At 65.9% G+C, this 26,429-nt stretch carries 22 protein-coding genes; 11 read left to right on the forward strand and 11 right to left on the reverse strand.

What is annotated here, in order from left to right; genetic code table 11:
* The first annotated feature begins 106 nt into the window (after window positions 1-106).
* The 7 genes from rpe to OXS31_RS02485 all read left to right on the forward strand — a co-directional run bounded on the left by rpe (window position 107) and on the right by OXS31_RS02485 (window position 7,712).
* Window positions 107-784 carry a ribulose-phosphate 3-epimerase gene (gene rpe / locus OXS31_RS02455; RefSeq protein WP_267397837.1) on the forward strand — a complete coding sequence of 226 codons (678 nt, stop codon included), beginning with the start codon at window positions 107-109 and terminating at the stop codon, window positions 782-784.
* Complete coding sequence (locus OXS31_RS02460; protein ID WP_027597525.1) at window positions 781-1,461, forward strand: phosphoglycolate phosphatase; 681 nt, start codon at window positions 781-783, stop codon at window positions 1,459-1,461. The genes rpe and OXS31_RS02460 overlap by 4 nt, the downstream gene beginning before the upstream one ends.
* Window positions 1,462-1,703: 242 nt before the next feature.
* A complete protein-coding gene (gene trpE / locus OXS31_RS02465) occupies window positions 1,704-3,182 on the forward strand; it encodes an anthranilate synthase component I (RefSeq protein ID WP_027600736.1) in 1,479 nt (492 codons plus the stop codon).
* Window positions 3,183-3,192: 10 nt separating this feature from the next.
* On the forward strand, window positions 3,193-3,786 hold the full coding sequence (locus tag OXS31_RS02470; RefSeq protein WP_027597527.1) for an aminodeoxychorismate/anthranilate synthase component II: 594 nt from the start codon (window positions 3,193-3,195) through the stop codon (window positions 3,784-3,786).
* A complete protein-coding gene (gene trpD / locus OXS31_RS02475; protein WP_027600737.1) occupies window positions 3,787-4,836 on the forward strand; it encodes an anthranilate phosphoribosyltransferase in 1,050 nt (349 codons plus the stop codon). It abuts the gene before it with no gap.
* Window positions 4,833-5,660 carry an indole-3-glycerol phosphate synthase TrpC gene (gene trpC, locus OXS31_RS02480; RefSeq protein WP_267397838.1) on the forward strand — a complete coding sequence of 276 codons (828 nt, stop codon included), beginning with the start codon at window positions 4,833-4,835 and terminating at the stop codon, window positions 5,658-5,660. Before trpD ends, trpC begins: the two co-directional genes overlap by 4 nt.
* 270 nt (window positions 5,661-5,930) lie before the next feature.
* A complete protein-coding gene (locus OXS31_RS02485; protein WP_042138315.1) occupies window positions 5,931-7,712 on the forward strand; it encodes a BCCT family transporter in 1,782 nt (593 codons plus the stop codon).
* Between the two features lie 57 nt (window positions 7,713-7,769).
* Here OXS31_RS02485 and crp read toward each other — a convergent pair whose 3' ends face one another.
* Entirely contained in the window at window positions 7,770-8,414 is a 645-nt protein-coding gene (gene crp / locus OXS31_RS02490) for a cAMP-activated global transcriptional regulator CRP (protein WP_027597530.1), read from the reverse strand.
* Between the two features lie 209 nt (window positions 8,415-8,623).
* Between crp and OXS31_RS02495 the strand changes: the two genes are divergently transcribed.
* On the forward strand, window positions 8,624-9,046 hold the full coding sequence (locus OXS31_RS02495; RefSeq protein WP_007159722.1) for an OsmC family protein: 423 nt from the start codon (window positions 8,624-8,626) through the stop codon (window positions 9,044-9,046).
* A 264-nt stretch (window positions 9,047-9,310) separates the two neighbouring features.
* Window positions 9,311-10,105: an adenosylmethionine decarboxylase gene (speD, locus tag OXS31_RS02500; protein WP_007159721.1), complete on the forward strand. Its 795-nt coding sequence runs from the start codon at window positions 9,311-9,313 to the stop codon at window positions 10,103-10,105.
* A 55-nt stretch (window positions 10,106-10,160) separates the two neighbouring features.
* On the opposite strand, the gene OXS31_RS02505 is transcribed toward speD, so the two are convergent.
* The 3 genes from OXS31_RS02505 to OXS31_RS02515 all read right to left on the reverse strand — a co-directional run bounded on the left by OXS31_RS02505 (window position 10,161) and on the right by OXS31_RS02515 (window position 15,409).
* Window positions 10,161-11,420, reverse strand: coding sequence for a sodium:proton antiporter (locus OXS31_RS02505; protein WP_027597531.1), 1,260 nt, complete (start codon window positions 11,418-11,420; stop codon window positions 10,161-10,163).
* Window positions 11,421-11,622: 202 nt separating this feature from the next.
* Window positions 11,623-11,814, reverse strand: coding sequence for a hypothetical protein (locus OXS31_RS02510; protein ID WP_027597532.1), 192 nt, complete (start codon window positions 11,812-11,814; stop codon window positions 11,623-11,625).
* 88 nt (window positions 11,815-11,902) lie between these two features.
* Window positions 11,903-15,409 (reverse strand): EAL domain-containing protein, encoded by a 3,507-nt coding sequence (locus OXS31_RS02515; RefSeq protein WP_267397839.1) that lies wholly within the window; start codon window positions 15,407-15,409, stop codon window positions 11,903-11,905.
* Between the two features lie 368 nt (window positions 15,410-15,777).
* Here OXS31_RS02515 and OXS31_RS02520 point away from each other — a divergent pair, with 368 nt between their 5' ends.
* Window positions 15,778-16,137 (forward strand): BON domain-containing protein, encoded by a 360-nt coding sequence (locus tag OXS31_RS02520; protein ID WP_007159717.1) that lies wholly within the window; start codon window positions 15,778-15,780, stop codon window positions 16,135-16,137.
* Between the two features lie 78 nt (window positions 16,138-16,215).
* Complete coding sequence (locus OXS31_RS02525; protein WP_007159716.1) at window positions 16,216-16,668, forward strand: PA2169 family four-helix-bundle protein; 453 nt, start codon at window positions 16,216-16,218, stop codon at window positions 16,666-16,668.
* Window positions 16,669-16,722: 54 nt separating this feature from the next.
* On the opposite strand, the gene acs is transcribed toward OXS31_RS02525, so the two are convergent.
* The 7 genes from acs to OXS31_RS02560 form a co-directional block, all read right to left on the reverse strand.
* The gene (acs, locus tag OXS31_RS02530) at window positions 16,723-18,666 is read right to left on the reverse strand and encodes an acetate--CoA ligase (protein ID WP_267397840.1); all 1,944 of its coding nucleotides are present in this window, start codon (window positions 18,664-18,666) and stop codon (window positions 16,723-16,725) included.
* Between the two features lie 125 nt (window positions 18,667-18,791).
* On the reverse strand, window positions 18,792-20,456 hold the full coding sequence (pgi, locus tag OXS31_RS02535) for a glucose-6-phosphate isomerase (protein ID WP_042138308.1): 1,665 nt from the start codon (window positions 20,454-20,456) through the stop codon (window positions 18,792-18,794).
* A 181-nt stretch (window positions 20,457-20,637) separates the two neighbouring features.
* Window positions 20,638-21,495 (reverse strand): pantoate--beta-alanine ligase, encoded by an 858-nt coding sequence (gene panC, locus OXS31_RS02540; RefSeq protein ID WP_042138306.1) that lies wholly within the window; start codon window positions 21,493-21,495, stop codon window positions 20,638-20,640.
* Window positions 21,492-22,292, reverse strand: coding sequence for a 3-methyl-2-oxobutanoate hydroxymethyltransferase (gene panB / locus OXS31_RS02545; protein ID WP_007159712.1), 801 nt, complete (start codon window positions 22,290-22,292; stop codon window positions 21,492-21,494). Before panB ends, panC begins: the two co-directional genes overlap by 4 nt.
* Window positions 22,293-22,420: 128 nt before the next feature.
* A complete protein-coding gene (folK, locus tag OXS31_RS02550) occupies window positions 22,421-22,921 on the reverse strand; it encodes a 2-amino-4-hydroxy-6-hydroxymethyldihydropteridine diphosphokinase (RefSeq protein ID WP_267397841.1) in 501 nt (166 codons plus the stop codon).
* The gene (locus OXS31_RS02555; protein WP_007159710.1) at window positions 22,921-24,312 is read right to left on the reverse strand and encodes a polynucleotide adenylyltransferase PcnB; all 1,392 of its coding nucleotides are present in this window, start codon (window positions 24,310-24,312) and stop codon (window positions 22,921-22,923) included. Before OXS31_RS02555 ends, folK begins: the two co-directional genes overlap by 1 nt.
* Window positions 24,313-25,010: 698 nt before the next feature.
* Window positions 25,011-26,429, reverse strand: a complete 1,419-nt coding sequence (locus OXS31_RS02560; RefSeq protein WP_007159709.1) for a sigma-54 dependent transcriptional regulator — start codon at window positions 26,427-26,429, stop codon at window positions 25,011-25,013.

Below are 26,429 nucleotides of genomic sequence, written 5' to 3' on the forward strand. Positions count from 1 at the left end.
CCTGGCGAGCCTACCGCCGTTCGCCCCGTCGGGGCAGCGGGAACGCCCGAGTCGCAGACGGATCTCCGTTACAATGCCGCCACTTAACCTTCGCCGAGGCTATCCCATGCAACCCTTCGCCATCGCCCCCTCGATCCTGTCCGCCGATTTCGCCCGCCTGGGCGAGGAGGTCGACAAGGTCCTCGCCGCCGGTGCCGACATGGTCCATTTCGACGTGATGGACAACCACTATGTGCCCAATCTCACCATCGGCCCGATGGTCTGCAAGGCGCTGCGCAACTACGGGGTGACCGCGCCCATCGACGTGCACCTGATGGTCAAGCCGGTGGATCGCATCATCGGCGATTTCATCGAGGCCGGCGCCACCGACATCACCTTCCACCCCGAGGCCTCCGAGCACATCGATCGCTCGCTGCAGCTGATTAAGGACGGCGGTTGCCGGGCCGGCCTGGTGTTCAATCCGGCCACCTCGCTGGATGCCCTGAAGTACGTCATGGACAAGATCGACATGGTGCTGATGATGAGCGTCAACCCCGGCTTCGGCGGCCAGAAATTCATTCCCGGCACCCTCGACAAGCTGCGCGAGGCGCGCGCCCTGATCGACGCCTCGGGTCGGCCGATCCGCCTGGAGATCGATGGCGGGGTCAACGTCAAGAACATCGGCGAGATCGCCCGCGCCGGGGCCGACACCTTCGTCGCCGGCTCGGCCATCTTCGGCCAGCCCGACTATGCCGCGGTGATCCAGGCGATGCGTGCCGAACTGGCCAAGGCCCGCTCGGTATGAGCGCCCTGGTACGCCTCGGTGGCGGGCATCCGCCCGCCCTGGTGATGTTCGACCTCGACGGCACCCTGCTGGATTCGGCGCCGGACCTGGCCGCCGCGGTGGATGCCATGCTCGAACGCCTGGGCCGCGCGCCGGCGGGGCTGGACAAGGTGCGGCTGTGGATCGGCAATGGCGCCCGGGTACTGGTACGCCGGGCACTGGCGGATGACATGCGGCATGACGCGGTGGACGATGCCGCCGCCGACGAGGCCCTGGCGCTGTTCATGGCGCTCTATGGCGGCAGTCACGCCCTGACCCGCGTCTATCCCGGCGTGCTGGACAGCCTGGCGCTGCTGCGCACCCTGGGCGTGCGCCTGGCGGTGATCACCAACAAGCCGGAGCGCTTCGTCGCGCCGCTCTTGGCCGACATGGGCCTGGGCGACTTCGACTGGATCGTCGGCGGCGATACCCTGCCGCAGCAGAAGCCCGATCCGGCGGGCTTGCTGTGGGTCATGCAGCAGGCGGGGGTGGCGGCCGGCCAGGCCCTGTTCATCGGCGATTCGCGCAACGACATCCGCGCCGCCCGGGCCGCCGGGGTGCGCTGCGTGGCCCTGAGCTACGGCTACAACCATGGCGAGCCCATCGCCAGCGAGCAGCCGGATCTGGTCGTCGACGATCTGCGCGAACTGTTCATCTAGCACGCCGAGGTGGCCGGCCGGTTGCCATGCCGCGCCGGCTAGGCTAACGTGGCCCTTCAACCCCCGCCCCAAGAGCAAGAGATCGCATCGTGGTGGTCACCCGCACAGGCTCCTCGCGAGCATGGATGAAAGTCATCAAGGCCCTGGCCCGTTGGCGCTGGCGCGCCTGATTTCGTCCCTGCCGGTATCAGACCGGCACGCTGTGCACCCGACCTTTCGTTTTCCTCGCCACGAGGCTGATCATGACCCGCGACGACTTCCTGCGCCTGGCCGCTCAAGGCTATAACCGCATTCCCCTGGCCTTCGAAACCCTGGCCGACTTCGACACCCCGCTGTCCCTCTATCTCAAGCTGGCCGATGCGCCCAACTCCTATCTGCTGGAGTCGGTGCAGGGCGGTGAGAAATGGGGCCGCTATTCGATCATCGGCTTGCCCTGCCGGACCCTGCTGCGTGCCCGCGGGTACGAGGTCACGGTGCACGAGGGCGAGCGAGAGCTCGAGGCGGCCACCGTCGAGGATCCGCTGGCCTTCGTCGAGGCCTTCAAGGCCCGCTATCGCGTGCCGGTGGTGCCCAATCTGCCCAAGTTCGATGGCGGCTTGGTGGGCTACTTCGGCTATGACTGCGTGCGCTATGTCGAGAAGCGCCTGGGCGCCAGTCCCAATCCCGATCCGCTGGGCACCCCGGACATCCTGCTGATGGTCTCGGACGAAGTTGTGGTCTTCGACAACCTGGCCGGCAAGCTGCACTGCATCGTGCTCGTCGATCCGAGCCAGCCGAACGCCTATGAGCAGGGCCAGGCCCGACTCGCGGCGCTGCGCGAGCGCATTCGCCAGCCCATCGCCCCGCGCCTGGGCCTGGACTTCGCCGCGGTAGGCAGCGGCAGCGAACCGGCCTTCCGCTCCAGCTACAGCCGTGCCGACTATGAAAACGCCGTGGAGCGGATCAAGGACTACATCCTGGCCGGCGACTGCATGCAGGTGGTGCCCTCGCAGCGCATGACCATCGATTTCCAGGCTGCGCCCATCGACCTCTATCGGGCGCTGCGCTGCTTCAACCCCACGCCCTACATGTATTTCTTCAACTTCGGCGACTTCCATGTGGTGGGCAGTTCGCCCGAGGTTCTGGTGCGGGTGGAAGACGGCGAGATCACCGTGCGCCCCATCGCCGGGACCCGTCCACGTGGTGCCACCGAAGAAGCCGATCTGGCGCTCGAGCGCGACCTGCTGGCCGATGCCAAGGAGCTGGCTGAGCACCTGATGCTGATCGACCTGGGCCGCAACGACGTGGGCCGGGTCTCCACCACCGGCAGCGTGACCCTGACCGAGAAGATGGTCATCGAGCGTTATTCCAACGTGATGCACATCGTCAGCAACGTCACCGGCCGGCTCAAGCCCGAGCTCTCCGCCATGGACGCCCTGCGCGCCATCCTGCCGGCCGGCACCCTGTCCGGGGCGCCGAAGATCCGCGCCATGGAGATCATCGACGAACTGGAACCGGTCAAGCGCGGCATCTACGGCGGCGCCGTGGGTTACCTGGCCTGGAACGGCAACATGGACACCGCCATCGCCATCCGCACCGCGGTGATCAAGGACGGCGAACTGCACGTGCAGGCGGGCGGCGGCATCGTCGCCGACTCCCAGCCGGCGGCGGAGTGGGAAGAGACCCTCAACAAGCGTCGCGCGATGTTCCGCGCCGTCACCCTTGCCGAACAGTCCGTCTGAGGAATCCACCATGCTGCTGATGCTCGATAACTACGATTCCTTTACCTACAACCTGGTGCAGTACCTGGGCGAGCTGGGCGCCGAGGTCAAGGTGGTGCGCAACGACGAGGTGCCGGTCGAGGCGCTGGACGACCTGGCGCCGGAGCGCATCGTCGTCTCCCCCGGTCCCTGCACGCCCAACGAGGCGGGCATCTCCCTGGCCACCCTGGAGCGCTTCGCCGGCAAGCTGCCGGTGCTGGGCGTCTGCCTGGGCCATCAGAGCCTGGGCCAGGCCTTTGGCGGCGAGGTGGTGCGGGCGCGCGAGCCGATGCACGGCAAGACCAGCCCGGTCTACCACAACGGCGAAGGCGTCTTCGCCGGCCTGCCCAATCCCTTCACCGTGACCCGCTACCACTCGCTGGTGGTCAAGCGCGAGACCCTGCCCGAGTGCCTGGAGATCACCGCCTGGACCCAGCATCCGGACGGCAGCATGGACGAGATCATGGGCCTGCGGCACCGCGAGTTCATGATCGAGGGGGTGCAGTTCCACCCCGAGTCCATCCTCACCGAGCATGGGCACGACCTGCTGGCCAACTTTCTCCAGCAGCAGGGAGGACGGCGCTAGATGGACATCAAGCAGGCCCTGAATCGCATCAGCGGACAACTCGACCTCAATGTGGCCGAGATGCAGGCGGTGATGCGCCAGATCATGACCGGTGGCGCCGACGAGGCGCAGATCGGTGCCTTCCTCATGGGCATGCGCATCAAGAGCGAGACCATCGACGAGATCTGTGGCGCGGTCAGCGTGATGCGCGAACTGGCCACCCCGGTGGTGCTGCCGAGCCTCGATCACGTGGTCGACGTGGTGGGCACCGGTGGCGATGGCGCCAACATTTTCAACGTCTCCTCGGCCTCGGTGTTCGTGGTCGCGGCGGCCGGCGGCAAGGTGGCCAAGCACGGCAATCGCGCGGTGTCCGGCAAGAGCGGCAGCGCCGATCTGCTGGAGGCCGCGGGCATCTACCTGGAGCTGACGCCCGAGCAGATCGCTCGCTGCGTCGAGCAGGTGGGCGTCGGCTTCATGTTCGCCCAGTCACACCACAGCGCCATGCGTCACGCCGCCGGGCCGCGTCGCTCCCTGGGGCTGCGCACCCTGTTCAACATGCTCGGCCCTCTGACCAACCCGGCCGGCGTGCGCCACCAGGTGGTCGGGGTGTTCAGCGCCGCGCTGTGCCGGCCGCTGGCCGAGGTGCTGCAGCGCCTGGGCAGCCACCACGTGCTGGTGGTGCACTCCCGCGACGGCCTGGACGAATTCAGCCTGGCCGCGGCGACCCAGGTGGCCGAACTCAAGGACGGCAGCATCAGCGAATACCAGGTGCTGCCGGAGGATCTGGGCATCAAGAGCCAGACCCTGGTCGGCCTCACCGTGGACGGCCCCGAGGCCTCCCTGGCGCTGATCCGCGATGCCCTCGGCCGGCGCAAGACCGAAGCCGGGCAAAAGGCCGCCGACATGATCGTGCTCAACGCCGGCGCGGCGCTCTACGCCGCGGATCTCGCCCACAGCCTGCATGAAGGGGTACTCTTGGCCCACGACGCGCTCTACAGCGGCCTGGCCCGGGAAAAGCTGGACGAGCTCGCCCATTTCACATCCGTCTATCGCGAGGAGGGTCGCCCGTGAGTGTGCCAACCGTGTTGCAGAAGATCCTGGCCCGCAAGGCCGAGGAAATCGCCCAGCTCAAGGCCCGGACCAGCCTGGCCGAACTCGAGGCCCAGGCCCGTGCCGCCGACGCCCCGCGCGGCTTCGCCCGCGCCCTGCAGGCCCAGGTGGCGCGCAAGGAAGCGGCGATCATCGCCGAGGTGAAGAAGGCCTCGCCGAGCAAGGGCGTGATCCGTGAACACTTCGTGCCGGCCGAGATCGCCCACAGCTACGCCCTGGGCGGGGCCACCTGCCTGAGCGTGCTCACCGACGTGGACTTCTTCCAGGGTGGCAACGCCTATCTGCAACAGGCGCGTGCCGCCTGCCAGCTGCCGGTGATCCGCAAGGACTTCCTCGTCGATCCCATCCAGGTGGTGGAAGCCCGGGCCATCGGCGCCGACTGCATCCTGCTGATCGTCGCGGCGCTGGACGACGGCCTGATGGGCGAACTGGCCGCCACGGCCAAGGACGTCGGTCTGGACGTGCTGGTCGAGGTGCATGACGGCACCGAGCTGGAACGCGCCCTGACGGTGCTGGATACCCCGCTTGTGGGGGTCAACAACCGCAACCTGCACACCTTCGAGGTCAGCCTGGAAGCCACCCTCGATCTCTTGCCGCGCATCCCCCAGGATCGCCTGGTGATCACCGAGAGCGGCATTCTCAATCGCGCCGACGTGGAGCTGATGGAAACCAACGAGGTGCGCGCCTTCCTGGTCGGCGAAGCCTTCATGCGCGCCGACGAACCAGGCCAGGAGCTGCAGCGTCTGTTCTTCCCGGATCGCCGCTTCCCGCTCAGAGACGCCTGAGACCAAGGTCGTCCGCACGAGGCCCCGGGGACCACCCCGGGGCCTTTTTCTTTCCACAGGGTGATCCAGGTCGACTCGCGCCCACCCCGGGCGGCGGGAACGACCTCCGTGTGCCCGCTGCCGACGCAGGGCTTTGTTTCTGTAGGGATAAACCCGGTTAATGGCCTCCGACTCGTTGCACCGTGGCGAGTCGCGGAGGCGGCTGGCCGTCGCAGGACGAGCCAGGACTCCGCCGCACCAGGCCATCCATAACCAGGGCATGCGAGAACCATGGCAACGGAAGAAAAAAGCGAAACACTTGATATCAGCGTCACCGATCCTTCCCGGACCGAGGAGGCGCGACGGGATCGGCGACTCGCCGGCACCACCGACTGGGTGGTCTTCGGCGTCACCAGCATCGCCGCGCTGGCCTTCGTGATCTGGGGCTTCGTCAGCCAGGCCAGTCTGGCCAGCAGCGCCTCGACCGCCCAGGGCTGGGTGATCACCCATTTCGGCTGGCTGTTCGTGCTTACCTCCACCGGCTTCGTGGTCTTCGTCATCTGGCTGGCCGCCAGTCGCTATGGGCGGATCCCCCTGGGGCGCGACGACGAGCAACCGGAATTCCGCACCCTCTCCTGGGTGGCGATGATGTTCAGCGCCGGCATGGGCATCGGTCTGATGTTCTTTGGCGTCGCCGAGCCGCTGTCGCACTATCTCAATCCGCCACCCGGCGGCGCCGCGGGACAGAGCAGCGCCGCCCTGCAGGTGGCCATGGCGACCACGCTGTTCCACTGGACCCTGCACCCCTGGGCCATCTACGCCGTGGTCGGCCTGGCCATCGCCTATGGCACCTATCGCCGCGGCCGCTGCCAGCTGATCTCGGTGGCCTTCCGCCCGCTGATCGGCGAGCACGCCAACGGCCCCCTCGGCCGCGTCATCGACATGATGGCGATCTTCGCCACCCTGTTCGGCTCGGCCGCTTCCCTGGGCCTGGGCGCCCTGCAGATCGCCGGCGGCCTGGAGCACAACGGCTGGATCGAGCAACCGGGAAAGATGCTCTACATCAGCATCATCACGGTGCTGACGGTGGCCTTCGTCATCTCCGCCGTGTCCGGGGTCGAGAAGGGCATCCAGTGGCTGTCCAACACCAACATGGTGCTGGCGGTGGCCCTGGCGGTGTTCGTCTTCGTCGTCGGTCCGACCCTGCTGATGCTCAACCTGCTGCCCACCGCCATCGGCGACTACATCGACCTGCTGCCGGAGATGATGGCGCGCACCAGCGCCAGTGGAGGCGAGGCCATGGGCAACTGGCTGTCCAGCTGGACGGTGTTCTACTGGGCCTGGTGGATCTCCTGGACACCCTTCGTCGGCATGTTCATCGCCCGCATCAGTCGCGGCCGCACCATCCGCCAGTTCGTCACCGGGGTCCTGCTGGTGCCGAGTCTGGTCAGCGTGGTCTGGTTCGTCATCTTTGGCGGCGCGGCCATCGATGCCATGCGCCAGGGCGCCTTCACCCTGGTCGACGGCGCGGTGAACAGCAACTTCGCCCTCTACGACCTGCTGGCCAGCTATCCCTGGGTCTCGGTGACCTCGGTGCTGGTCATGGTGCTGGTGGCGATCTTCTTCGTCTCCGGCGCCGACGCCGCCTCCCTGGTGATGGGGACCCTGTCCGAGCGCGGTACCACCGAGCCCTCGCGGCGCACGGTGATCTTCTGGGGCGCCCTCACCGGCGCGGTGGCGGCGATCATGCTGGCCATCGGCGACCCGGGCAATCCGGGCGCGGCGCTCAACGGCCTGCAGAATCTGACTATTGTGGTCTCGCTGCCCTTCGTGGTGGTGATGGCGCTGCTGTGCCTGGCGCTCTATCGCGATCTGCGCAGCGATCCGCTGATGCTGCGGCATCTGCGCGGTACCGAGCTGATCGAGAAGGCGGTGCTCTATGGCGCGGTCAAGCACGGCGAAGAATTCCACTTCGTCGTGGGTGAGCCCAAGGCCAAGGGGAGCGAAGAGAAGACCGTCGACGGGAAGGCCACGGTGCGGGTGGAAAAGGTGTCGCGCAAGGTCGAGAGCTGAAGCCCTGGACGGGCGGGGGCGTGGCCCCCGCCTGCAGGCAGGGGCTAGCGGACGGGCTCAGCGGGTGCCGAACACCACCATGGTCTTGCCCTTGACGTGGACCAGACCCTGTTCTTCGAGGGACTTCAGGACCCGACCGACCATCTCGCGGGAGCAACCGACGATGCGGCCGATCTCCTGGCGGGTGATCTTGATCTGCATGCCGTCCGGGTGGGTCATGGCGTCGGGCTGCTTGCACAGGTCGAGCAGGGTGCGGGCCACGCGACCGGTGACGTCGAGGAAGGCCAGGTCGCCGACCTTGCGGGTGGTCTGGCGCAGGCGCTCGGCCATCTGGCGACCCAGGGAGAACAGCATGTCCGGATCCTGCTGACTCAGTTCGCGGAACTGACTGTAGCTGATCTCGGCGACTTCGCACTCGGTGCGTGCGCGGACCCAGGCGCTGCGCTCGGGCTCGCTGCCTTCCTTGGAGAACAGCCCCATCTCGCCGAAGAAGTCTCCGGCGTTGAGATAGGCGATGATCATTTCGCGGCCTTCATCGTCTTCGATGAGGATGGTCACCGAACCCTTGAGGATGAAGAACAGGCTTTCGCTGTTGTCGCCAGCGTAGATGATGGTGGTTTTTGCCGTGTAACGGCGACGCGAGCAATGCGCTAGCAGCTTGTCGATGTGCTGTAACTTCGCGGGTGGGATGATAGCGGCCATGCTGATTCCTGAGGTTGAAAGCTAACCTGAGTCGGGGGCACCGATGTCCGAACCGGTGCATGCACAGGCTGCGCCGGTTCCAATTCAAAGACCGGATAAGAACATGCGCAGCTTAAATGCGAGCTGAATAACCCTTCACTGCTTACCAGTTTACGCCATCCAGCATGTTAAGCTGATCACCATTTGTATATATAAGTAGGACGAAAGCGATGAAAGCGCGCATCCAGTGGGCAGGCGAGGCCATGTTCCTCGGTGAATCCGGCAGCGGCCATGTGGTGGTCATGGATGGCCCGCCGGAAAGCGGCGGGCGCAACCTCGGCGTACGGCCGATGGAAACCGTGCTGATCGGCCTGGGCGGTTGCGCCAGCTACGACGTGGTCAGCATCCTGCGCAAGGCGCGGCAGCCGGTGGAAAGCTGCGAGGCCTTCCTCGAGGCCGACCGCGCCGACACCGAGCCCAAGGTGTTCACCCGCATCCACCTGAAGTTCGTGGTCAAGGGCCGCGGCCTCAAGGAAGCCCAGGTCAAGCGCGCCATCGAGCTGTCGGCGGAAAAGTACTGCTCGGCCTCCATCATGCTCGGCCGCGCCGGCGTCGAGATCAGCCACAGCTACGAACTCGTCGACCTCGCCTGACCCCCGCCCGCGACGCCCGCCCGGGCGTCGCTGTCCGCCTCGTCTCCCTCCTGCCGACATCAATTCATCACCTGGGCCCGGCAGACTCTGGCCCCAACCGCTGCCGATCTGCATAATGCGCCGCTCTTAAGGGGCAAGGGCCCCGAAAGCACAGCCAATCGCCATCGCGAAGAGGTGTTCGCCGCCCTACGCAGCTTGCGCAATCCGCAACTGACGGGCATTCAGGACCGCGGTCAGAGACCGCACGACGGGAGCTTTACCACCGTGAAAAGCAAACTCAGGCTCCATGGTTTCAATAACCTGACCAAGACCTTGAGCTTCAACATCTACGACATCTGCTACGCCGAGACGTCGGAAGATCAACAGGCCTATGTCCAGTACATCGACGAGGAATACGACGCCGAGCGTCTGACCCAGATCCTGACCGACGTGGTCGACATCATCGGGGCCAACATCCTCAACATCGCCCGCCAGGATTACGATCCCCAGGGTGCCAGCGTGACCATCCTGATCTCCGAGCAACCGGTCGAGCCGACCGAGAGCCAGATCGAGGAGTCGCCCGGTCCGCTGCGCGAGACCATTCTCGGCCACCTGGACAAGAGCCATATCACGGTGCATACCTATCCGGAGATCCATCCGGACGACGGCATCGCCACCTTCCGCGTCGATATCGACGTCTCCACCTGTGGCGTGATCTCTCCGCTCAAGGCCCTGAACTACCTGATCCACCAGTTCGACTCGGACATCGTCACCGTGGACTACCGGGTGCGCGGCTTCACCCGCGACATCGAAGGGCGCAAGCACTTCATCGACCACGAGATCAATTCGATCCAGAACTACCTGTCCGAAGACACCCGCGCGGCCTACCAGATGACCGACGTGAACGTGTACCAGGACAACCTGTTCCACACCAAGATGCTGCTCAAGGAATTCGAACTGGACAACTACCTGTTCGGCGACGCCTCCCGCAGCCTCTCGTCCGAGCAGCGTCAGCAGATCACCCAGCGTCTCAAGCACGAGATGCGCGAGATCTTCTCCGGCCGCAACCTGCCGCGCTGATCGCTCGGCTGTTGCCCAGAGAACCCCGCCACGGCGGGGTTCTCTCGTTTTGGAGTCAGTGGTGGTCGTCGCGCGCGACCGGGGCGCCACCGGTGACGCTCTTGACCACCCGGCCGATGGTCAGGCCCTGGCCGAGGATGGAGACCAGCACCACGATGTAGGTGAGAGCCAGGATCAGATCCCGCTCCGGACCGGCCGGCAGACTCAGCGCCAGGGCGACCGAGACACCGCCGCGCAGCGCGCCCCAGGTGAGGATGCGCGCCGTGCCCCGGGTCATGTTGCGCCAGTGCGGGCTGAGCAGCACCACCGGCGCCACGCTGATCCAGCGGGCGAAGAGGATCGCCAGGGTCACCAGCAGCGCCGCGCCCAGGTGGGTCCAGCTGAAGGGCAACACCAGCAGCTCCATGCCGATCAGGGCGAACAGCAGAGCGTTGAGGATCTCGTCGATCAACTCCCAGAAGCCGTCCAGGTAGCGCCGGGTGAAGTCGTTCATGGCCTTGGTCCGGCCCAGGTTGCCGATGATCAGACCGGCCACCACCATGGCGATGGGACCCGAGACGTGCAGGTGGCTGGCCAGGGTCGAGCCGCCGATCACCAGGGCCAGGGATAGCATCACCTCGATCTGGTGCTGCTCGATGCTCAGCATCAGCCAGTAGCAGACGAAGCCGATCAGCAGGCCGAACAGGATGCCGCCGCCGGCTTCCTCAACAAACAGCCAGAGCGCCGCGTTGACCGTAGGCGTCTCGCCCAGCTGGATCACCCCCAGCAGCACCGAATAGACCACCACGGCCACGCCGTCATTGAACAGCGCCTCGCCGACGATGGTGGTCTCCAGCGACTTGGGCGCCCCGGCCGAGCGCAGGATGCCGAGCACGGCGATGGGGTCGGTCGGGGAGATCAGGGCGCCGAAGATCAGGCAGTAGAGGAGGTCGACGTGCCAGCCCAGCCAGCCGAAGATCCAGTGGCTGAGATAGCCGATCAGCACCGTCGAGATGATCACCCCGAGGGTGGCCAGACCGCCGATGGCCCACTTGTAGTCGCGCAGGTCCTTGAGATTGACGTGCAGGGCGCCGGCGAACAGCAGGAAGCCGAGCATCCAGTTCATCAGCAGATCGTTGAAGTCGATCTGCCCGAGGAGTTCGCCGATGCGGTGTTCCAGACCGGGAAAGCCCAGCCAGGACAGACTCTGCAGACCGACCGAAAAGATCAGGGCGATGACCATGACGCCGATGGTCGGCGGCAGGCCGACGAAGCGGTAATTGAGGTAGGTGAGCAGGGAGGTGAAGCAGATAAAGGCAGCAGCGAGTTCAAGCATGGGCGTTCCAGATCCATCAGACAGCGAGTCCCTGCGAACGCAGGGCCTAGAGGTAGGATGGGGCGGACGCCGCAAAAGTTACATGTTCGATAGCTGCCTAGCCAATTGTTCGCGCAAGCAGCGCCGTGAATCGCCCTGGCCCACCGCTGAACGGGCGGTGCCAGGGCGATCCGCAAGACCAGCGGTCAGGGCGGCGTGAGGCCTAGAGCGGCGCGGCCAGGCCTGTTGCAGCTTCGCGCAGGGGCAATGGATGGGGTGCGGCGATGCGCGCCTCCAGCGTCGCGACATAGCTGCGGGCATCGGCTTCGCTGAGAAAGGTGATGGCCTGCTTGTCGATGCAGACCTGCCAGGCACTGGTGGTGGACTTGCGCAGGGGACGAACCACGATCTTCATGCTGATACCCTCGGGGACAGACGAAAAGTGGAAGCCCGAGTCTAGAGCGGTTTTGATTACAGTACAGTGACATTCGTCGGTCAGGGCGCTAGGCGCGCGCCTTCTGCCGTTCGGCGTACCAGACCTCGAACTCCTCCGGCGGCAGCGGTGGGCTGAACAGGAAGCCCTGGCATTGCTGACAGCCCAGCTTGCGCAGGATGTCCCACTGTTCGGTGGTCTCCACCCCTTCGGCCAGGACGTCCAGGTCCAGACCCTGGCCCAGGGCGACTATGGCCGCGGCGATGGCCTGGCTGCTGTGGGTACCGCTGTCACTGCGCAATTCGTGCATGAAGCTCTGGTCGATCTTGAGCTTGTCCAGCGGAAAGCGGCGCAGATAGGCCAGCGAGGAATAGCCGGTGCCGAAGTCGTCCACGGCGATGCGCACCCCCAGGGTCTTGAGGGTCGCCAGGGACAGCAGCGCCTCCTCGACATTGCCCATCAGGGTGCCTTCGGTGATCTCCAGTTCCAGGTGCTCGGCCGGCAGGCGACTGCGCGCCAGGGCGCGGGAAATGGTGCTGGCCAGGTCGCGCTTGGCGAATTGCCGGGGCGAGATGTTGATCGCCAGGGTTTCCAGTTCCAGTCCCTGGGCCAGCCAGCTGTGCATCTGCTGGCAGGCGCTCTCGATGATCCAGTCGCCCAGGGGCACGATGAGCCCGGTTTCCTCGGCCAGCGGAATGAATTCGGTGGGCGGGATGAGACCCAGCTCCGGATCCTGCCAGCGCACCAGGGCTTCCACGCCAATGGTCTGGGCGGTGCTGACGCTCATCAGCGGCTGGTAGTAGAGGACGAAGTCGCCGCGCTTGAGCGCAGTACGCAGCCGCGACTCCAGATTCAGCCGCCGGCGCGACTGCTCGGTAAGGGCCTGGGTATAGAAGCGGAAGGTGTCGCGGCCCTGATCCTTGGCCTGGTGCATGGCCGTGTCGGCATTGCGAATGAGGTCATCGGCGGTGGCGCCATCGTCGGGAAAGAGACTGATGCCGATGCTGGCGTTGAGATAGATGTCGTGTTCGCCGAGGTGGAAGGGCTGTTCCAGCTTGCCGAGCATGGCCTGGGCGATCTGGGCGGCGAATTCGGGTCGATCCAGCCGCTCGATGATGACCAGGTACTCGTCGCCACCGATGCGCGCCAGGGTGATGTCCTCGCTGAGCAGGGCGCGCAGCCGGGCGGCGAATTCCACCAGCAGTTCATCGCCCAGGGCGTGGCCATGGCTTTCGTTGACCGTGCGGAAGTAATCGAAGTCGAGGATCAGCACGGCGACCAGGTATTCCTGGGGCTCGGCCAGGGCCAGGGCGTGTTCCAGATGGGTGCGCGCCAGCAGGCGATTGGGCAGGTCGGTCAGCGGATCATGATGCGCCAGATGACTCAGGCGCGCCTCGCTCTCGCGCAGGCGGGTGGTGTCGCTGACGGTGACCGTGTACTGCCGGGTCTCCCGGGGGTAGAGGGTGTCGATGGCGGTCCAGGCCGGAAAGGTGCTGCCGTCGAGGCGCGGCCAGAGCAATTCGCCTTCCCAGCGGCCCTCGCGGCGCACGGTGCGCCAGAGATCGCGATAAAAGCGCTGGTCCTGGCGACCGCCACCGGGCAGTCCCAGGCGCTGGCCGAGCAGGATGCCTTCCTGGGTGCCCAGCAGGCGGGCGAAGGCCGGATTCACCGCCAGGATCCAGCGGCGCTCGTCGAGCAGCAGCAGGCCGTCGCGACTGTTCTGGAACATGGCCGCGGCCTGGCGCAGGCTTGCCTCCTGCTGCTTGCGCAGGGTGATGTCCTGGGCGGTGCTGATGAAGTACTGGGGCATGCCTTGATCGTCGCGGATCAGGCGGGTGGTGACGTTGGTCCACACCGGCGTGCCGTTGCGGTGCAGATAGCGTTTTTCCAGGGTGTAGCGGTCCTGGCCGGTGTCGACCAGCTGCTTGCGCAGGGCGGCGCCCAGGGCCCGCTCTTCCGGATGCGTCACCGAGGCGGTGTCCTTCTGCAGCAACTCCGGTTGCGAGTAGCCGAGCATCTGGCAGAAGTGGTGGTTGACGCTCAGCCAGCGGCCCTCCAGATCGCTGAGCATGATGCCGGTATAGGCCTGCTCGAAGATGCCGCGGTAGCGCGCCTCGCTGGCGCGTTGCGCCTGGACCACGCGCTGTTGCCGGATGGCCAGCACCGCCAGGCGGGTGAATTCGGTGATCAGCGCCTGGGTCTCCGCTTCGGGCAGTCGCGCCTCGCCGTAGTAGATGCCCAGGGCGCCCACGGCGCGCTGCTGCTCGTCCTGCAGCGGCAGGGCCCAGGCGCCGCGAATGCCGGCTGCCTGGGCGACCGGCAACAGCGGCTGCCAGGCCGGATCCAGTTCGACATCGATGGTGAACACCGGGGCATTGGCGGCGACGGCGCTGCAGCAGCCCTGGTCGTGGCGACTGCGCGGCACGCTTTCCAGTGCTGCCTGGAAGGCGGGTGGCAGACTGGGCGCCGCGGCGACCCGCAGATGCTCGCCCTGGTCGTCCAGCAGCAGGGCGACGCGCATCTCCGGGTAGATACGCTCCAGCCGCAGGGCGATGCCCTGCTGGATTTCCGCCAGCGGCAGGCCGGTGAGCAGGTCGTCGAGGACATCGCTGCGGGCCTGCTGCAGTTGCTGCGCCTGGTAGTCGTGGTGGATGTCGGTCAGGGTACCCTGGATCTCGCCATCGAGGCCGGCGCGCAGCTCCATCTGCATCCAGCGATGACTCTCCACCGACAGCCGCAACCGCACCACGCCGTTCCAGTGCAGGCGCTGACCCGCGGCGAATTCCGCCACCAGCTGGCGCAGTCGGGCGCCGTCCTGGGGATGGAAAGCCTGATCCAGGGGATGGTTTAGGGGTTGGGTGGCGGGTTGGCCGGTCAGGGCTTCCCAGGCCGGATTGAGAAATTGCCAGCGACCACGGTGGTCGCTGGCGAACACCACCAGTGGCAGGTGCTGGACCAGCTCGCGATAGCGTCGCTGGCTGTCCTGCAGTGCCTGTTCGGCCAGCTTGTAGCTGGTGATGTCGACCAGGGCGCCGCGAGTGATGCCGGCTTCGTCGAAGTCGCTCTGCCAGTTGAGCCAGCGCCAGTTGCCCTGGCCGTCGTCGAAGTGCGCGGAGAAATTCAGCGGGCCCTGCATGTGCTGCAGACGCTCCAGCATGCTGCGCACATGGTCACGGTCGTCGACGCGAGCGCAGGCGGCGATGGTGGCGAAATCCAGCGGATCGCTGCCCTTGGGCTGGTGCAGCATCACCAGGGTGCGTTCGGAGCAGAGCAGACGGCCATCGTCCAACAACTGCCAGTCACCGGTATTGGTCAGCCGCTGGACGAAATCCTGAGTGGCGCGCTGGTTCTGCAGCTCGCCGATGAAGCCTTCGCGATAGCTGGCCTCGCGCCGCAGCAGGCCATAGAGCACCAGCGACAGCAGGCTCATGAAGGCCAGGCCCTTCAGGGTGTGCCACAGATAGGCATTGTCCCGATCGCTGAGCAGCAGATACAGCAGCCCATCGCTGCCGATCACCCAGAGGGCGCTCAGCAACAGATAAACCAGGGCAATGCGCGCGGGAGAAAGAGGCCGCATCCCGGATCCTCAAGGCCCGATCGCAGGTGTCGGGTTCAATTCAGCATTGACCGGATAAAGGTACGGCAGTTCGGGTCGGGTCACCTGGAAACCTACTTCTTTCGTCCGCCTTTATCGGCTTTGTCACCTTCGACGACAACGCGTCCAGGCTCGGGCTCAAGAGTCGTCTGACCTCGTGCAAATTACCAGGCCTATTCGCCAGGAAGTTGCATTTTGCCCGCCTGTCATCCACGTCTAATTGAAATAAGTCATTGATTTTTAACGTCTTTAACAAGTCTTGGAATTCGGCGCAGCCGTTGCGCTCTACATCTAGGTCGCTGCTGCCAGGACCTGGGCGCAGTACAACCAAGGAAAACAGGAGTCATCTCATGAAAAAGACTTTCGGTACCTTTGCCCTCGCTGCCGTCACCGCTTCCGTACTGAGCCTGCCGCTGGCCGGCGGTGCCTTTGCTGCCACCAGCCAGAACATGACCCTGGCCGCCAACAACACCGTGGACAAGACCGAAGAAGCCGCGTCCGACACCTGGATCACCAGCAAGGTGAAGGCGTCGTTCCTGGCCGACGAACACATCAAGGGCACCGCCATCAAGGTCGAGACCAACAAGGGCGTCGTGTCCCTGTCCGGCACCGTGGCGACCGAAGCCCAGCGCGACCTGGCGATCAAAGAAGCCAAGGCCATCAAGGGCGTGAAGGCCGTATCGGCTGACGCCCTGAAAGCGGCTCAGTAACGACGCCCGCTAATACCCGGCACGATGGCGGCGCCCGACGCCGCCATCACCCCTTGCCCTTCGCCCCGGAGAACTGCCATGACCAGCACGACCGAAACCCTCAACGATCTGATCGAGATCGCCCGTGACGGCAAGAATTTCTACGAGCACGCCCTCACCGAAGTGAAGAACCCCGAATTGAAGGCCCTGTTCACCGAGATCGCCCAGAGCAAGGCCGAGATCATCAGCGCCCTGAGCAGCCAGGTGTCGGCTGCCGGTGAGAAGCCCGCCGAGCAAGGCACCTTTGCCGGCAGCTTCCGCAAGTACTACACCGACGTCAAAACCTCCTTTGCCAGCAAGGAAAAGGAAGAGGTCACCTACGTCAGCGAACTGGAAGAGCAGGAAGACCGCCTGCTGCACGCGCTGGAGCGTGCCGTCAACGAACACGCCACCCCGGATGCCCAGGCCAACCTGCGCAGCCAGCTGGAAAAGGCCCGTGCGACCCACGATCGCATGCGTGACCTGAAGCACCGCATGCAAGCCGCCCACTAAGGTCGGCAGCAGCAAAAAGCCCCGCCTAGGCGGGGCTTTTCTTTGGGTCTCCGGCTAGCCTTGCGGGGCGCGATTGAGGCGGGCGTCGATCAGGCTGTCGACCACCGACGGATCGGCCAGGGTCGAGGTATCGCCCAGGCTGTCCAGCTCGTCGCAGGCGATCTTGCGCAGGATCCGTCTCATGATCTTGCCGGAGCGGGTCTTGGGCAGCGCCGGCGCCCATTGCAGGAATTCCGGCTTGGCGAAGCTGCCGATCTGGTCGGCCACCTGCTGGCGCAGTTGCGCCTTGAGTTCGTCGCTCGGCGTCACCCCGCCCTTGGTGGTGACGAAGGCATAGACCGCCTGGCCCTTGACCTCGTGGGGGCAGCCCACCACCGCCGCCTCGGCCACGTCCGCATGCTCGGTGAGCACGCTTTCCACCTCGGCGGTACCGATGCGGTGACCGGAGACGTTGAGCACGTCATCCACCCGCCCGGTGATCCAGTAGTAGCCGTCTTCGTCCCGGCGCGCCCCGTCACCGGTGAAGTAGTAACCCGGGTAGGCGCTGAAATAGGTGTCGATCAGGCGCTGGTGATCGCCATAGACGGTGCGGATCTGGCTTGGCCAGCTGGATTTGATCGCCAGCACGCCGCTGCCGGGCCCGTCGATTTCCTGGCCCTGCTCGTCCAGCAGCACCGGCTGCACGCCAAAGAAGGGCAGGGTGGCCGAACCCGGCTTCAGCGCCAGGGCGCCGGGTGGCGGGGCGATGAGGATGCTGCCGGTCTCGGTCTGCCACCAGGTGTCGACGATGGGGCAGCGCCCTTCGCCCACCACCCGGTGATACCACTCCCAGGCCTCGGGATTGATCGGCTCGCCGACGCTGCCCAGCAGTTGCAGACTCTTGCGCGAGGTGCGCTGTACCGGGCCGTCGCCTTCGCGCATCAGGGCGCGCAGGGCGGTGGGGGCGGTATAGAAGATGTTGACCTGGTGCTTGTCCACCACCTGCCAGAAGCGACTGGCATCGGGATAGCTCGGTACCCCTTCGAACATCAGGGTGGTGGCGCCATTGGCCAGGGGGCCGTAGACGATGTAGCTGTGGCCGGTGACCCAGCCGACATCGGCGGTGCACCAGAAGACCTGGCCCTCGTGATAGTCGAACAGATACTTGAAGCTCAGGGTGGCGCCCAGCAGGTAGCCGCCGGTGGTGTGCAGCACGCCCTTGGGCTTGCCGGTGGAGCCGGAGGTGTAGAGGATGAACAGCGGATCCTCGGCGTCCATGGGCTCCGGCGGGCAGTCGGGCGAAGCCGCGGCCACCGCCTGGGCATAGGGCAGGTCGCGCCCCTCCTGGCGGGCCACGGCGGCGCCGGTGCGCTCGACCATGACCACGGTATGGACCTCCGGGCACTTGGCCAGGGCCTTGTCGACATTGGCCTTGAGCGGGACGCGCTTGCCACCGCGCACGCCTTCGTCGGCGGTGATCACCACCCGGCAGTCGGAATCGAGGATGCGGTCGCGCAGCGCCTCGGGCGAGAAGCCGCCGAACACCACCGAATGCACCGCGCCGATGCGAGCGCAGGCGAGCATGGCGTAGGCCGCCTCGGGGATCATCGGCATATAGAGGCAGACACGGTCGCCCTTATTGACCCCACGCTCCTTGAGCACGTTGGCCAGGCGGCTGACGTGCTCGTGCAACTGGCGATAGCTGATGGCCTGGCTGTCGGCGGGATCGTCGCCCTCCCAGAGGATGGCGGTCTGCTCGGCCCGGGCACCCAGGTGGCGATCGATGCAGTTGTAGGCGACGTTGAGCTGGCCGCCGCTGAACCAGCGGGTCTGGCCCTGGCGCATATCGCCGCTATGGACTTCGTCCCAGGTGCGCGACCAGTCGAGCAGGGCGCTGGCCTGTTCGCTCCAGAAGCGTTCCGGCTGCTCCACCGAGCGCTGGTAGAGCTCGCGATAGCGGGCTTCGTCGAGGTGGGTACGGGCACTCAGGCTCTCGGGCACGGGGTAGCGTTGGCTCATGGCCGGCTCCTTCTTGGTGTTGTTGTGCTCCTAGTTTAGGCCGCGGATGCCCTGCCGGGGTTCAGCGAGGCGACAAAACGAAAAAGCGCCGCAGAGCGGCGCCTTTCGGAACGGACCGGAGACGATCAGCCGCGATGACGACCGCGGAAGTAGTCGATCAGGCCCTGGGTGGAACCGTCGTCGGCCTTGCCTTCGCTGCGGCCGATGATGTGCTGGTAGACGTCCTTGCCCAGCTCCTTGCCCAGCTCGACGCCCCACTGGTCGAAGCAGTTGATGCCCCAGATGACGCTCTGCACGAACACCTTGTGCTCGTACAGGGCCACCAGCGCACCCAGGCGCCGCGGCGAGATGCGCTCCAGCACCAGGGTGTTGCTCGGGCGGTTGCCCGGGATCACCTTGTGCGGCGCCAGCTTGGCGATCTCGGCTTCGCCCAGGCCCTTCTCGCGCAGCTCGGCCTCGGCTTCCTCGCGGGTCTTGCCCAGCATCAGTGCCTGGCTCTGCGACAGGCAGTTGGCATACAGCCACTGCTGGTGATCGGCCACCGGGTTGTGGCTCACCACCGGCACGATGAAGTCGCCGGGGATCAGCTGGGTGCCCTGGTGCAGCAGCTGGTGGTAGGCGTGCTGACCGTTGCAGCCGACGCCGCCCCAGATCACCGGACCGGTCTCCAGGCTCACCGGCGAGCCGTCCTGGCGCACGCTCTTGCCGTTGGACTCCATGTCCAGCTGCTGCAGGTGCTTCACGAAGTTTCGCAGGTGGTGGTCGTAGGGCAGGATGGCGTGACTGGTCGCGCCCCAGAAGTTGCCGTACCAGACCCCGAGCAGGCCCAGCAGCACCGGCATGTTCTCTTCGAAGGGAGCGCTGGTGAAGTGCTGGTCCATGGCATAGGCGCCGGCCAGCAGGTCCTTGAAGTTGGACATGCCGATGGCCAGGGCGATGGGCAGGCCGATGGCCGACCACAGCGAATAGCGACCGCCGACCCAGTCCCACATCGGGAAGATGTTCTCTTCGGCGATGCCGAATTCCACCGCCACCTTGACGTTGCTGGAGACGGCGATGAAGTGCTTGTGCAGCTCCGGCTCCGGGCAGCCCTGGGCCAGGCACCAGGCGCGGGCGGCCTGGGCGTTCTTCAAGGTCTCCAGGGTGCCGAAGGACTTTGAGGAGACGATGAACAGGGTGGTGTCGGCGGCGAGCTTGGAGGTCACCTCGCGGAATTCGCTGCCGTCGATGTTGGCCAGGTAGTGGCAGCGCACGCCGCGCTGGGTGAAGGGCACCAGCGCCTCTGAGACCAGCTGCGGGCCGAGGAAGGAGCCACCGATGCCGATGTTGACCACGTCGGTGATCGGCTTCTCGGTGTAGCCGCGCCAGAGGCCGTTGTGGATGCGGGTGACCAGCTGGGTCATCTGGTTCAGGACCCGGTGCACCTCGGGCATGATGTCCTGGCCGTCGATCCGGACGCTGTCGCCCACCGGGCGGCGCAGCGCGGTGTGCAGGGCGGGGCGGTGTTCGGAGGAGTTGACGTAGGCGCCATCGAACAGGGTGCGGATGGCCCCTTCCAGGCCCGCTTCCCGGGCCAGATTCACCAGCAGGTCACGGGTCTGCTCGGTGATGAGGTTCTTGGAGTAGTCGAGGAACAGACCACTGCTGCTCAGGGAGAACTGCGAGAAGCGCTGCGGATCGGCGGCGAAGGCATCGCGCATGCGGAAGTTCTGCATGGCCTTGCGGTGTTCCTGCAGGGCTTTCCAGGAGGCGAGCTGGGTCACGTCGAGGGGGTGTTGATAGTACTCCATGGCTAGGCTTTTCCTTGGTGGCTCTTGTTTGCTGTTGTGCCCCACAAGCCGCTGGCTTGCAAGAGAAAGTCGGTGACCGCGAGACGCCGGTCGTGGCGCCGCGCTTCGAGCATGAAAAAGCCCGGTATGTTCCGGGCTTCCAGGGTTCAGGCAGGGTCGGGTGAGCTAACCTTCGGTTGCGTCACACTCGGGCCCTGCGGCGAAAGCTCAGATTGTCGATCAGGCGGGTCTGGCCGAGGTAGGCCGCCACCAGCAGGACCAGCGCGGTGGTGTCCGGCCCGGCCGGTTGCAGACTCAGCTGCTCGCGCAATTCCAGATAGTCGACCTTGAGCCCCTGAGCGTGCAATTCGGCGACACCGGCGGCGAGGGTCGGCTCGACCGCGGCGCCGGCGGCGAGCTGATCGGCGAGGCGCCTGAGCAGGCTGTACAGGCAGGGCGCACTGGCCCGCTGGTGGTCATCGAGATAGCCATTGCGCGACGACAGCGCCAGGCCGTCGGTGGCCCGTACCGTGGGCTGGGCGACGATCTCGATGGGCATGTCCAGGTCCTGGACCAGCTTGCGGATCACCGCCAGCTGCTGATAGTCCTTTTCGCCAAACACCGCCACGTCCGGTTGCGCCATCTGGAACAGCTTGGTGACCACCGTCGCCACGCCTTCGAAATGCCCGGGCCGGCGCGCACCGCACAGGCCTTCGGACACCACGGGGACATTCACCCGGGTCAGGCCGTCCATGCCATTGGGATACATCTCGGCCACCGCCGGCGCGAACAGCAGGTCGCAGTGGGCCTCGTTCAGCTGGCGACTGTCTTCCGCCAGGGTGCGCGGATAGGTGTCCAGATCCTCGGTGGGACCGAATTGCAGCGGATTGACGAAGATGCTCGCCACCACGAAGTCGGCGTGACGCCGCGCGGTGTCGACCAGGGCGATATGCCCGGCGTGCAGATTGCCCATGGTGGGCACCAGGCCGATGCGCAGGCCCTGGCGGCGCGCGGCGGCGACGGCGGCGCGCAGTTCGCGGACGCTATGGACCGTTTTCATGCGGAGAATCCGTGTTCGGGAGCGGGAAAGCTGCCGTCCTTGACGGCAGCGACATAGGCCGCCAGGGCAGCCTGGATGCTGTCCTGACCGGCCATGAAGTTGCGCACGAATTTAGGCGTGCGCCCGCGCAGGGCCAGGCCGAGCATGTCGTGCAGCACCAGTACCTGGCCATCGGTGGCCGCCCCGGCGCCGATGCCGATCACCGGCACCCGGGCGGCCCGGGTGATTTCCTCGGCCAGCGCCGAAGGCACGCATTCCAGCAGCAGCATGGCCGCGCCGGCTTCCTCCAGCTCACGCGCCGCCTCGCGCAACTGCTGCGCCCGGGCCGGATCGCGCCCCTGTACCTTGAAGCCGCCGAAGACGTTGACCGACTGGGGCGTCAGGCCCAGGTGGGCGCAGACCGGCACGCCATTGGCGGCCAGGCGGCGAATGGGTTCGGCCAGCCAGGCATCGCCCTCAAGCTTGACCATCTGCGCGCCCGCCTGCATCAGGCGACCGGCGCTGGTCAGGGTCTGCTCCAGGGTGGCATAGGTCATGAACGACAGGTCGGCGACGATGAAGGCACCCGCGTGGCCGCGCTTGACGCAGGCGGTGTGGTAGACCATGTCGTCGAGGGTCACCGGCAGGGTGCTGTCGTGACCCTGCAGCACCATGCCGAGGGAATCGCCGATGAGCAGCATCTCGACGCCGGCCTGACTGGCGGCCTGGGCGAAGGTGGCATCGTAGGCGGTCAGCATGGCGATCTTTTCGCCGCGCTGCTTGAGCCCCTGAAGGGTCGTGAGGCTGATATCAGGCATGCAAGGGGTCCTCGTGGGACGGCGCTATGGTTATTGTCTGGGCGCCGCGGGCGCGGGTGGCCGCGCGCAAACGGCTGCTATAGTCCCGGCGCATCCGGCGCAAGTCAATGCTCGGTGTTACGGCTGTGTTACCGCGTGGATGACGACGGTAGCAGCCGCTCCAGGCCTTCGAAAGGGCAGGCGGACAGCAGGTCCGGCAAGCGGCGGCCATCGGGCAGGTGCAGCGCGGGGGCGAGATCGGCCAGCGGATAGAGGACGAAGGCACGGGCCTGGAGGTGGTAGTGCGGCACCTGCAGGCGTGGCTCGTCGATCAGTCGCTCGCCGAATAGCAGGATGTCGATGTCCAGGGTCCGCGGACCCCAGCGTTCATCCTTACGCACGCGGCCCTGCTGCTGCTCGATGGCCTGGGTGGCGTCGAGCAGCGCCAGGGGCTCGAGCCCGGTTTCCAGGGCGGCGACGGCGTTGACGTAGCGCGGCTGATCGGGTGGTCCCAGGGGATCGCTGGCATAGAAGGCGGAGACCGCCACCAGCTCACTGTGAGGCAATCGGGCCAGGGCCTCGAGGGCCGCCTCCAGCTGGCGCTGCGGCTCGGCCAGGTTGCTGCCCAGACCGAGATAGACCCTTTCCATCATTCGTCGCCGGCGGTGGGCGCATCCGAAGTGCGCCGCTTGCGATTGCTGCCGCCACGGCGGCGCCGCTTGGCCGGTGCGCCTTCGTCGCGGCTGAGGTTCTTGATCATCTCGCGCCGCTGGCTGTCGCCGACCTCTTGGTAGCGGGTCCACCAGTCGCCCAGGCCACCGGTTTCCTCGCCGGCGCTCTCGCGCAGCAGCAGGAAGTCGTAGCCGGCGCGAAAGCGCGGATTCTCCAGCAACTGATCGGCGCGCTTGCCCTGGCGGCGCGGCAGGCGTTCCTGCATGTCCCAGATCTCGCGCATGGGCATGGTGAAACGCTTGGGGACGGCGGTGCGCTGGCACTGCTGCTGGGTGAGGTCGTGGGCGGCTTCCTGCATGGCCGGAATCGGCGGCAGGCCGAGGTCCTGATGATGACGGACGCGCTCGGGCAAGGCCGGCCAGAGCAGGGCCGCGAAGAGGAAGGCCGGGGTGACCGGCTTGCCTTCGCGGATGCGGGCGTCGGTATTGGCCAGGGCCTGGCGGATCAGGCTGCCGGCGTATTCCGGGTCACGCTCCAGGGCTTCGCCACTGGCCGGAAACAGCGGGGCGAACAGCCCGTACTGGCAGAGCAGCTCGAAGGTGCGCTCGGCCTTGCCACCCAGCAGCAGCTTGATGACCTCGTCGAACAGCCGCGGTGCCGGAATGTCCCGCAGCAGCGGCGCCAGGCGGCTGATGGGTTCGGCGGTGGCGGCCTCGATCTCGAAATCCAGCTTGGCGGCGAAGCGCACGGCGCGCAGCATCCGCACCGGATCTTCCAGGTAGCGCTGCTCCGGATCGCCGATCAGCCGGATCTGCCGCAGGCGGATGTCCTGGGTGCCGTTGGCGTAGTCGAGGATGCGTTCGCCGCTGGCGTCGTAGTAGAGCGCGTTGATGGTGAAGTCGCGCCGCTGGGCATCCTGTTCCTGGTTGCCATAGATGTTGTCGCGCAGGATCCGGCCGCTTTCATGGCGCGAGCCCTGGGTCTCGTCCTCGGCATCCCCGGTGGGGTGATTGGCGCGGAAGGTCGCGACCTCGATGATCTCGCGGCCGAAATGCACGTGGACCAGCTTGAAGCGCCGCCCGATGACCCGCGCATTGCGGAATTCGGCCCGCACCTGCTCGGGCGTGGCGCTGGTGGCGACGTCGAAGTCCTTGGGCTCGAAGCCCAGCAGCAGGTCCCGGACGCAACCGCCCACCAGGTAGGCCTGATAACCCGCCTTTTCCAGCCGGTCGACGACACTCAGGGCGTAGCGACTGATGCGCTCTCGTTCCAGAGCATGCTGACTGCGGGGCAGTTCGATGGGCAAGGCAGGCGCGGGCGGAGTACGCCGCAGGGGCGAGCGCAGAGTCTGGATCAGCTTCTTCAGCATGCGAGTTTCTGTTCGGAGAGACGGCTATACGCAATCTGGACCACAGCGGGAGCCGTTGCGCAATAGATAAGGAGGGGATCTTGAACGAGGGAGGGGAGGCTGTCAAAGGCACTGGGGGAGCCGAAGCTCCCCCCCAAAGTGGTACGTGCTTTGTTTTTATTGTCTATCCAGACCTCTTGTTTTTCTTGTGTGGTCTGTCCCGTGCGGATACCGGCCGCCGGAAAGGCTCTGAAGTCTAGAGCCAAGAGCAAACGGATTACTTTGGAAGCTGATGTCGTCAGGATCATTCCTGCTCTGCCTGGTACGGGTGCTGCCTCGGGGCAGTTTTATTGTTCTCTGGCCTGACATCGCGGGACCATCCCGCAAGACGACTCTTCTCCAAAATGATCAGTTAGCTACGCCTCCGCCTGCTTGTTCTTGTTGTGCTGGAGTCGCTACGTCTTGTTTTTGTTATGGAGGGGGTACGTTTTTATTGTTCTTGTGCCAGAACATAAAGCAGATGCCGTGCCAGTTTTAGAAAATCCTTTTATTTCAGGGGCTTACGAAAAATGTAGCCTTTTTGCCTGGTGGCTACAGGGGGATTTTCGTTACCGCTGAACCCGCCTCCTGTTACGGCGGTAACACATTGCAAAGGATGGGGAGGCGAGGCGGGAGGGTGTTACCGCGGGACGTGCAGGGCTGCCACGTCCCGGCGTGGATCAGCTGGCGTCGCTGCTGGCGCTGGCCTTGCGCCGTGGAATGCCCAGGCGCTGGCGACGTTCCCACAGGCACTTGCGGCTGACGCCGAGCTTGCGGGCCAGTTCGGTCTCGGTCATGTGATCCTGGTGCTCGAGCACGAAGTGCTGGAAGTAGTCCTCCAGCGAGAGGTCCTCGGTGGGCTCGTGGGCGCCGTTGCCGTTCCCCAGGCCCGCGCTGGGCAGCGGATCCAGGTAGCTGTCGGCCAGCTCCAGCTCGCCGAGCTCGACGTCGATGCCCAGCTGGTCGGCATTGATCTCCTGGCCTTCGCTGAGGATCACCGAGCGCTCGATGGCGTTCTCCAGCTCGCGCACGTTACCCGGCCAGCTGTAGTGGCGGATGGCGGCCTCGGCTTCGGCGCCGAACTTGAGCCCCGGGCGACTCATGCGCGCGGACTGACGGGCGAGAAATACCCGGGCGATCTCCATGACGTCGCCACCGCGCTCGCGCAGGGCCGGCAGGCGCAGGGAGATGACGTTGAGGCGATAGAAGAGGTCTTCGCGGAACTGACCGATCTTGGCCAGGCCCTTGAGATCCCGGTGGGTCGCGGCGATCAGGCGCACATCGACCTTTTGCGACTGCACCGAGCCGACCCGGCGGATCTCGCCCTCCTGCAGCACGCGCAAGAGGCGCGCCTGGGCTTCCAGCGGCAATTCGCCGATCTCGTCGAGAAACAGGGTGCCGCCGTCGGCCGCTTCCACCAGGCCGGTACGGCTGGCGCTGGCGCCGGTGAAGGCGCCCTTCTCGTGGCCGAAGAGTTCGGATTCGATCAGGGTTTCGGGAATGGCCGCGCAGTTGACCGAGATCAGCGGTGCCTTGGCCCGGCGCGACAGGTTGTGCAGCGCCCGCGCCACCAGTTCCTTGCCGGTGCCCGACTCGCCCTGGATGAGCACAGTGGAATCGGTGGGGGCGACCTTGCGGATCTTGCCGAAGAGGTCCTGCATCGGCGCGCAGTTGCCGATGATGCCGATCTCGCCGGTGGCCGGCGGCGGCGCGACGCTTTCCTCGACGGCGGCAGCCGGCTGGCGCTGTTCACGCTCGACCAGGATGCGTGCCACGGCCTGCAGCATCTCGTCGTGATCGAAGGGCTTGGCGATGTAGTCCACCGCGCCCTGCTTCATGGAGTCGACAGCCGATCTCAGGCTGGCGTAGCTGGTCATGATCAGCACCGGCTTGCCCTTGGCGAGATCGATCATCTCGGTACCGGGGGCGCCGGGCAGACGCAGATCGCTGATGACGAGATCGAAGCTCGAGACATCGTAGAGATCCTGGGCTTCCTGCACGGAGCCGGCTTCGCTGACGCGGAACTGGTTGCGCTCCAGCAGACGGCGCAGCGCCGAACGGATGATCTTCTCGTCTTCGACAATCAGGATATGGGCCAT

The sequence above is a fragment of the Pseudomonas sp. GM_Psu_1 genome, assembly GCF_026544185.1.
Classification (GTDB): domain Bacteria; phylum Pseudomonadota; class Gammaproteobacteria; order Pseudomonadales; family Pseudomonadaceae; genus Chryseomonas; species Chryseomonas oryzihabitans.

What these genes read in the sequence shown, in the direction of transcription:
- rpe (WP_267397837.1), top strand. Translation starts at nt 107, where the DNA reads ATGCAACCCTTCGCCATCGCCCCCTCGATCCTGTCCGCCGATTTCGCC.
- OXS31_RS02460 (WP_027597525.1), top strand. Translation starts at nt 781, where the DNA reads ATGAGCGCCCTGGTACGCCTCGGTGGCGGGCATCCGCCCGCCCTGGTG.
- trpE (WP_027600736.1), top strand. Translation starts at nt 1,704, where the DNA reads ATGACCCGCGACGACTTCCTGCGCCTGGCCGCTCAAGGCTATAACCGC.
- OXS31_RS02470 (WP_027597527.1), top strand. Translation starts at nt 3,193, where the DNA reads ATGCTGCTGATGCTCGATAACTACGATTCCTTTACCTACAACCTGGTG.
- trpD (WP_027600737.1), top strand. Translation starts at nt 3,787, where the DNA reads ATGGACATCAAGCAGGCCCTGAATCGCATCAGCGGACAACTCGACCTC.
- OXS31_RS02485 (WP_042138315.1), top strand. Translation starts at nt 5,931, where the DNA reads ATGGCAACGGAAGAAAAAAGCGAAACACTTGATATCAGCGTCACCGAT.
- crp (WP_027597530.1), bottom strand. Translation starts at nt 8,414, where the DNA reads ATGGCCGCTATCATCCCACCCGCGAAGTTACAGCACATCGACAAGCTG.
- OXS31_RS02495 (WP_007159722.1), top strand. Translation starts at nt 8,624, where the DNA reads ATGAAAGCGCGCATCCAGTGGGCAGGCGAGGCCATGTTCCTCGGTGAA.
- OXS31_RS02505 (WP_027597531.1), bottom strand. Translation starts at nt 11,420, where the DNA reads ATGCTTGAACTCGCTGCTGCCTTTATCTGCTTCACCTCCCTGCTCACC.
- OXS31_RS02510 (WP_027597532.1), bottom strand. Translation starts at nt 11,814, where the DNA reads ATGAAGATCGTGGTTCGTCCCCTGCGCAAGTCCACCACCAGTGCCTGG.
- OXS31_RS02515 (WP_267397839.1), bottom strand. Translation starts at nt 15,409, where the DNA reads ATGCGGCCTCTTTCTCCCGCGCGCATTGCCCTGGTTTATCTGTTGCTG.
- OXS31_RS02520 (WP_007159717.1), top strand. Translation starts at nt 15,778, where the DNA reads ATGAAAAAGACTTTCGGTACCTTTGCCCTCGCTGCCGTCACCGCTTCC.
- OXS31_RS02525 (WP_007159716.1), top strand. Translation starts at nt 16,216, where the DNA reads ATGACCAGCACGACCGAAACCCTCAACGATCTGATCGAGATCGCCCGT.
- acs (WP_267397840.1), bottom strand. Translation starts at nt 18,666, where the DNA reads ATGAGCCAACGCTACCCCGTGCCCGAGAGCCTGAGTGCCCGTACCCAC.
- pgi (WP_042138308.1), bottom strand. Translation starts at nt 20,456, where the DNA reads ATGGAGTACTATCAACACCCCCTCGACGTGACCCAGCTCGCCTCCTGG.
- panC (WP_042138306.1), bottom strand. Translation starts at nt 21,495, where the DNA reads ATGAAAACGGTCCATAGCGTCCGCGAACTGCGCGCCGCCGTCGCCGCC.
- panB (WP_007159712.1), bottom strand. Translation starts at nt 22,292, where the DNA reads ATGCCTGATATCAGCCTCACGACCCTTCAGGGGCTCAAGCAGCGCGGC.
- folK (WP_267397841.1), bottom strand. Translation starts at nt 22,921, where the DNA reads ATGGAAAGGGTCTATCTCGGTCTGGGCAGCAACCTGGCCGAGCCGCAG.
- OXS31_RS02555 (WP_007159710.1), bottom strand. Translation starts at nt 24,312, where the DNA reads ATGCTGAAGAAGCTGATCCAGACTCTGCGCTCGCCCCTGCGGCGTACT.
- OXS31_RS02560 (WP_007159709.1), bottom strand. Translation starts at nt 26,429, where the DNA reads ATGGCCCATATCCTGATTGTCGAAGACGAGAAGATCATCCGTTCGGCG.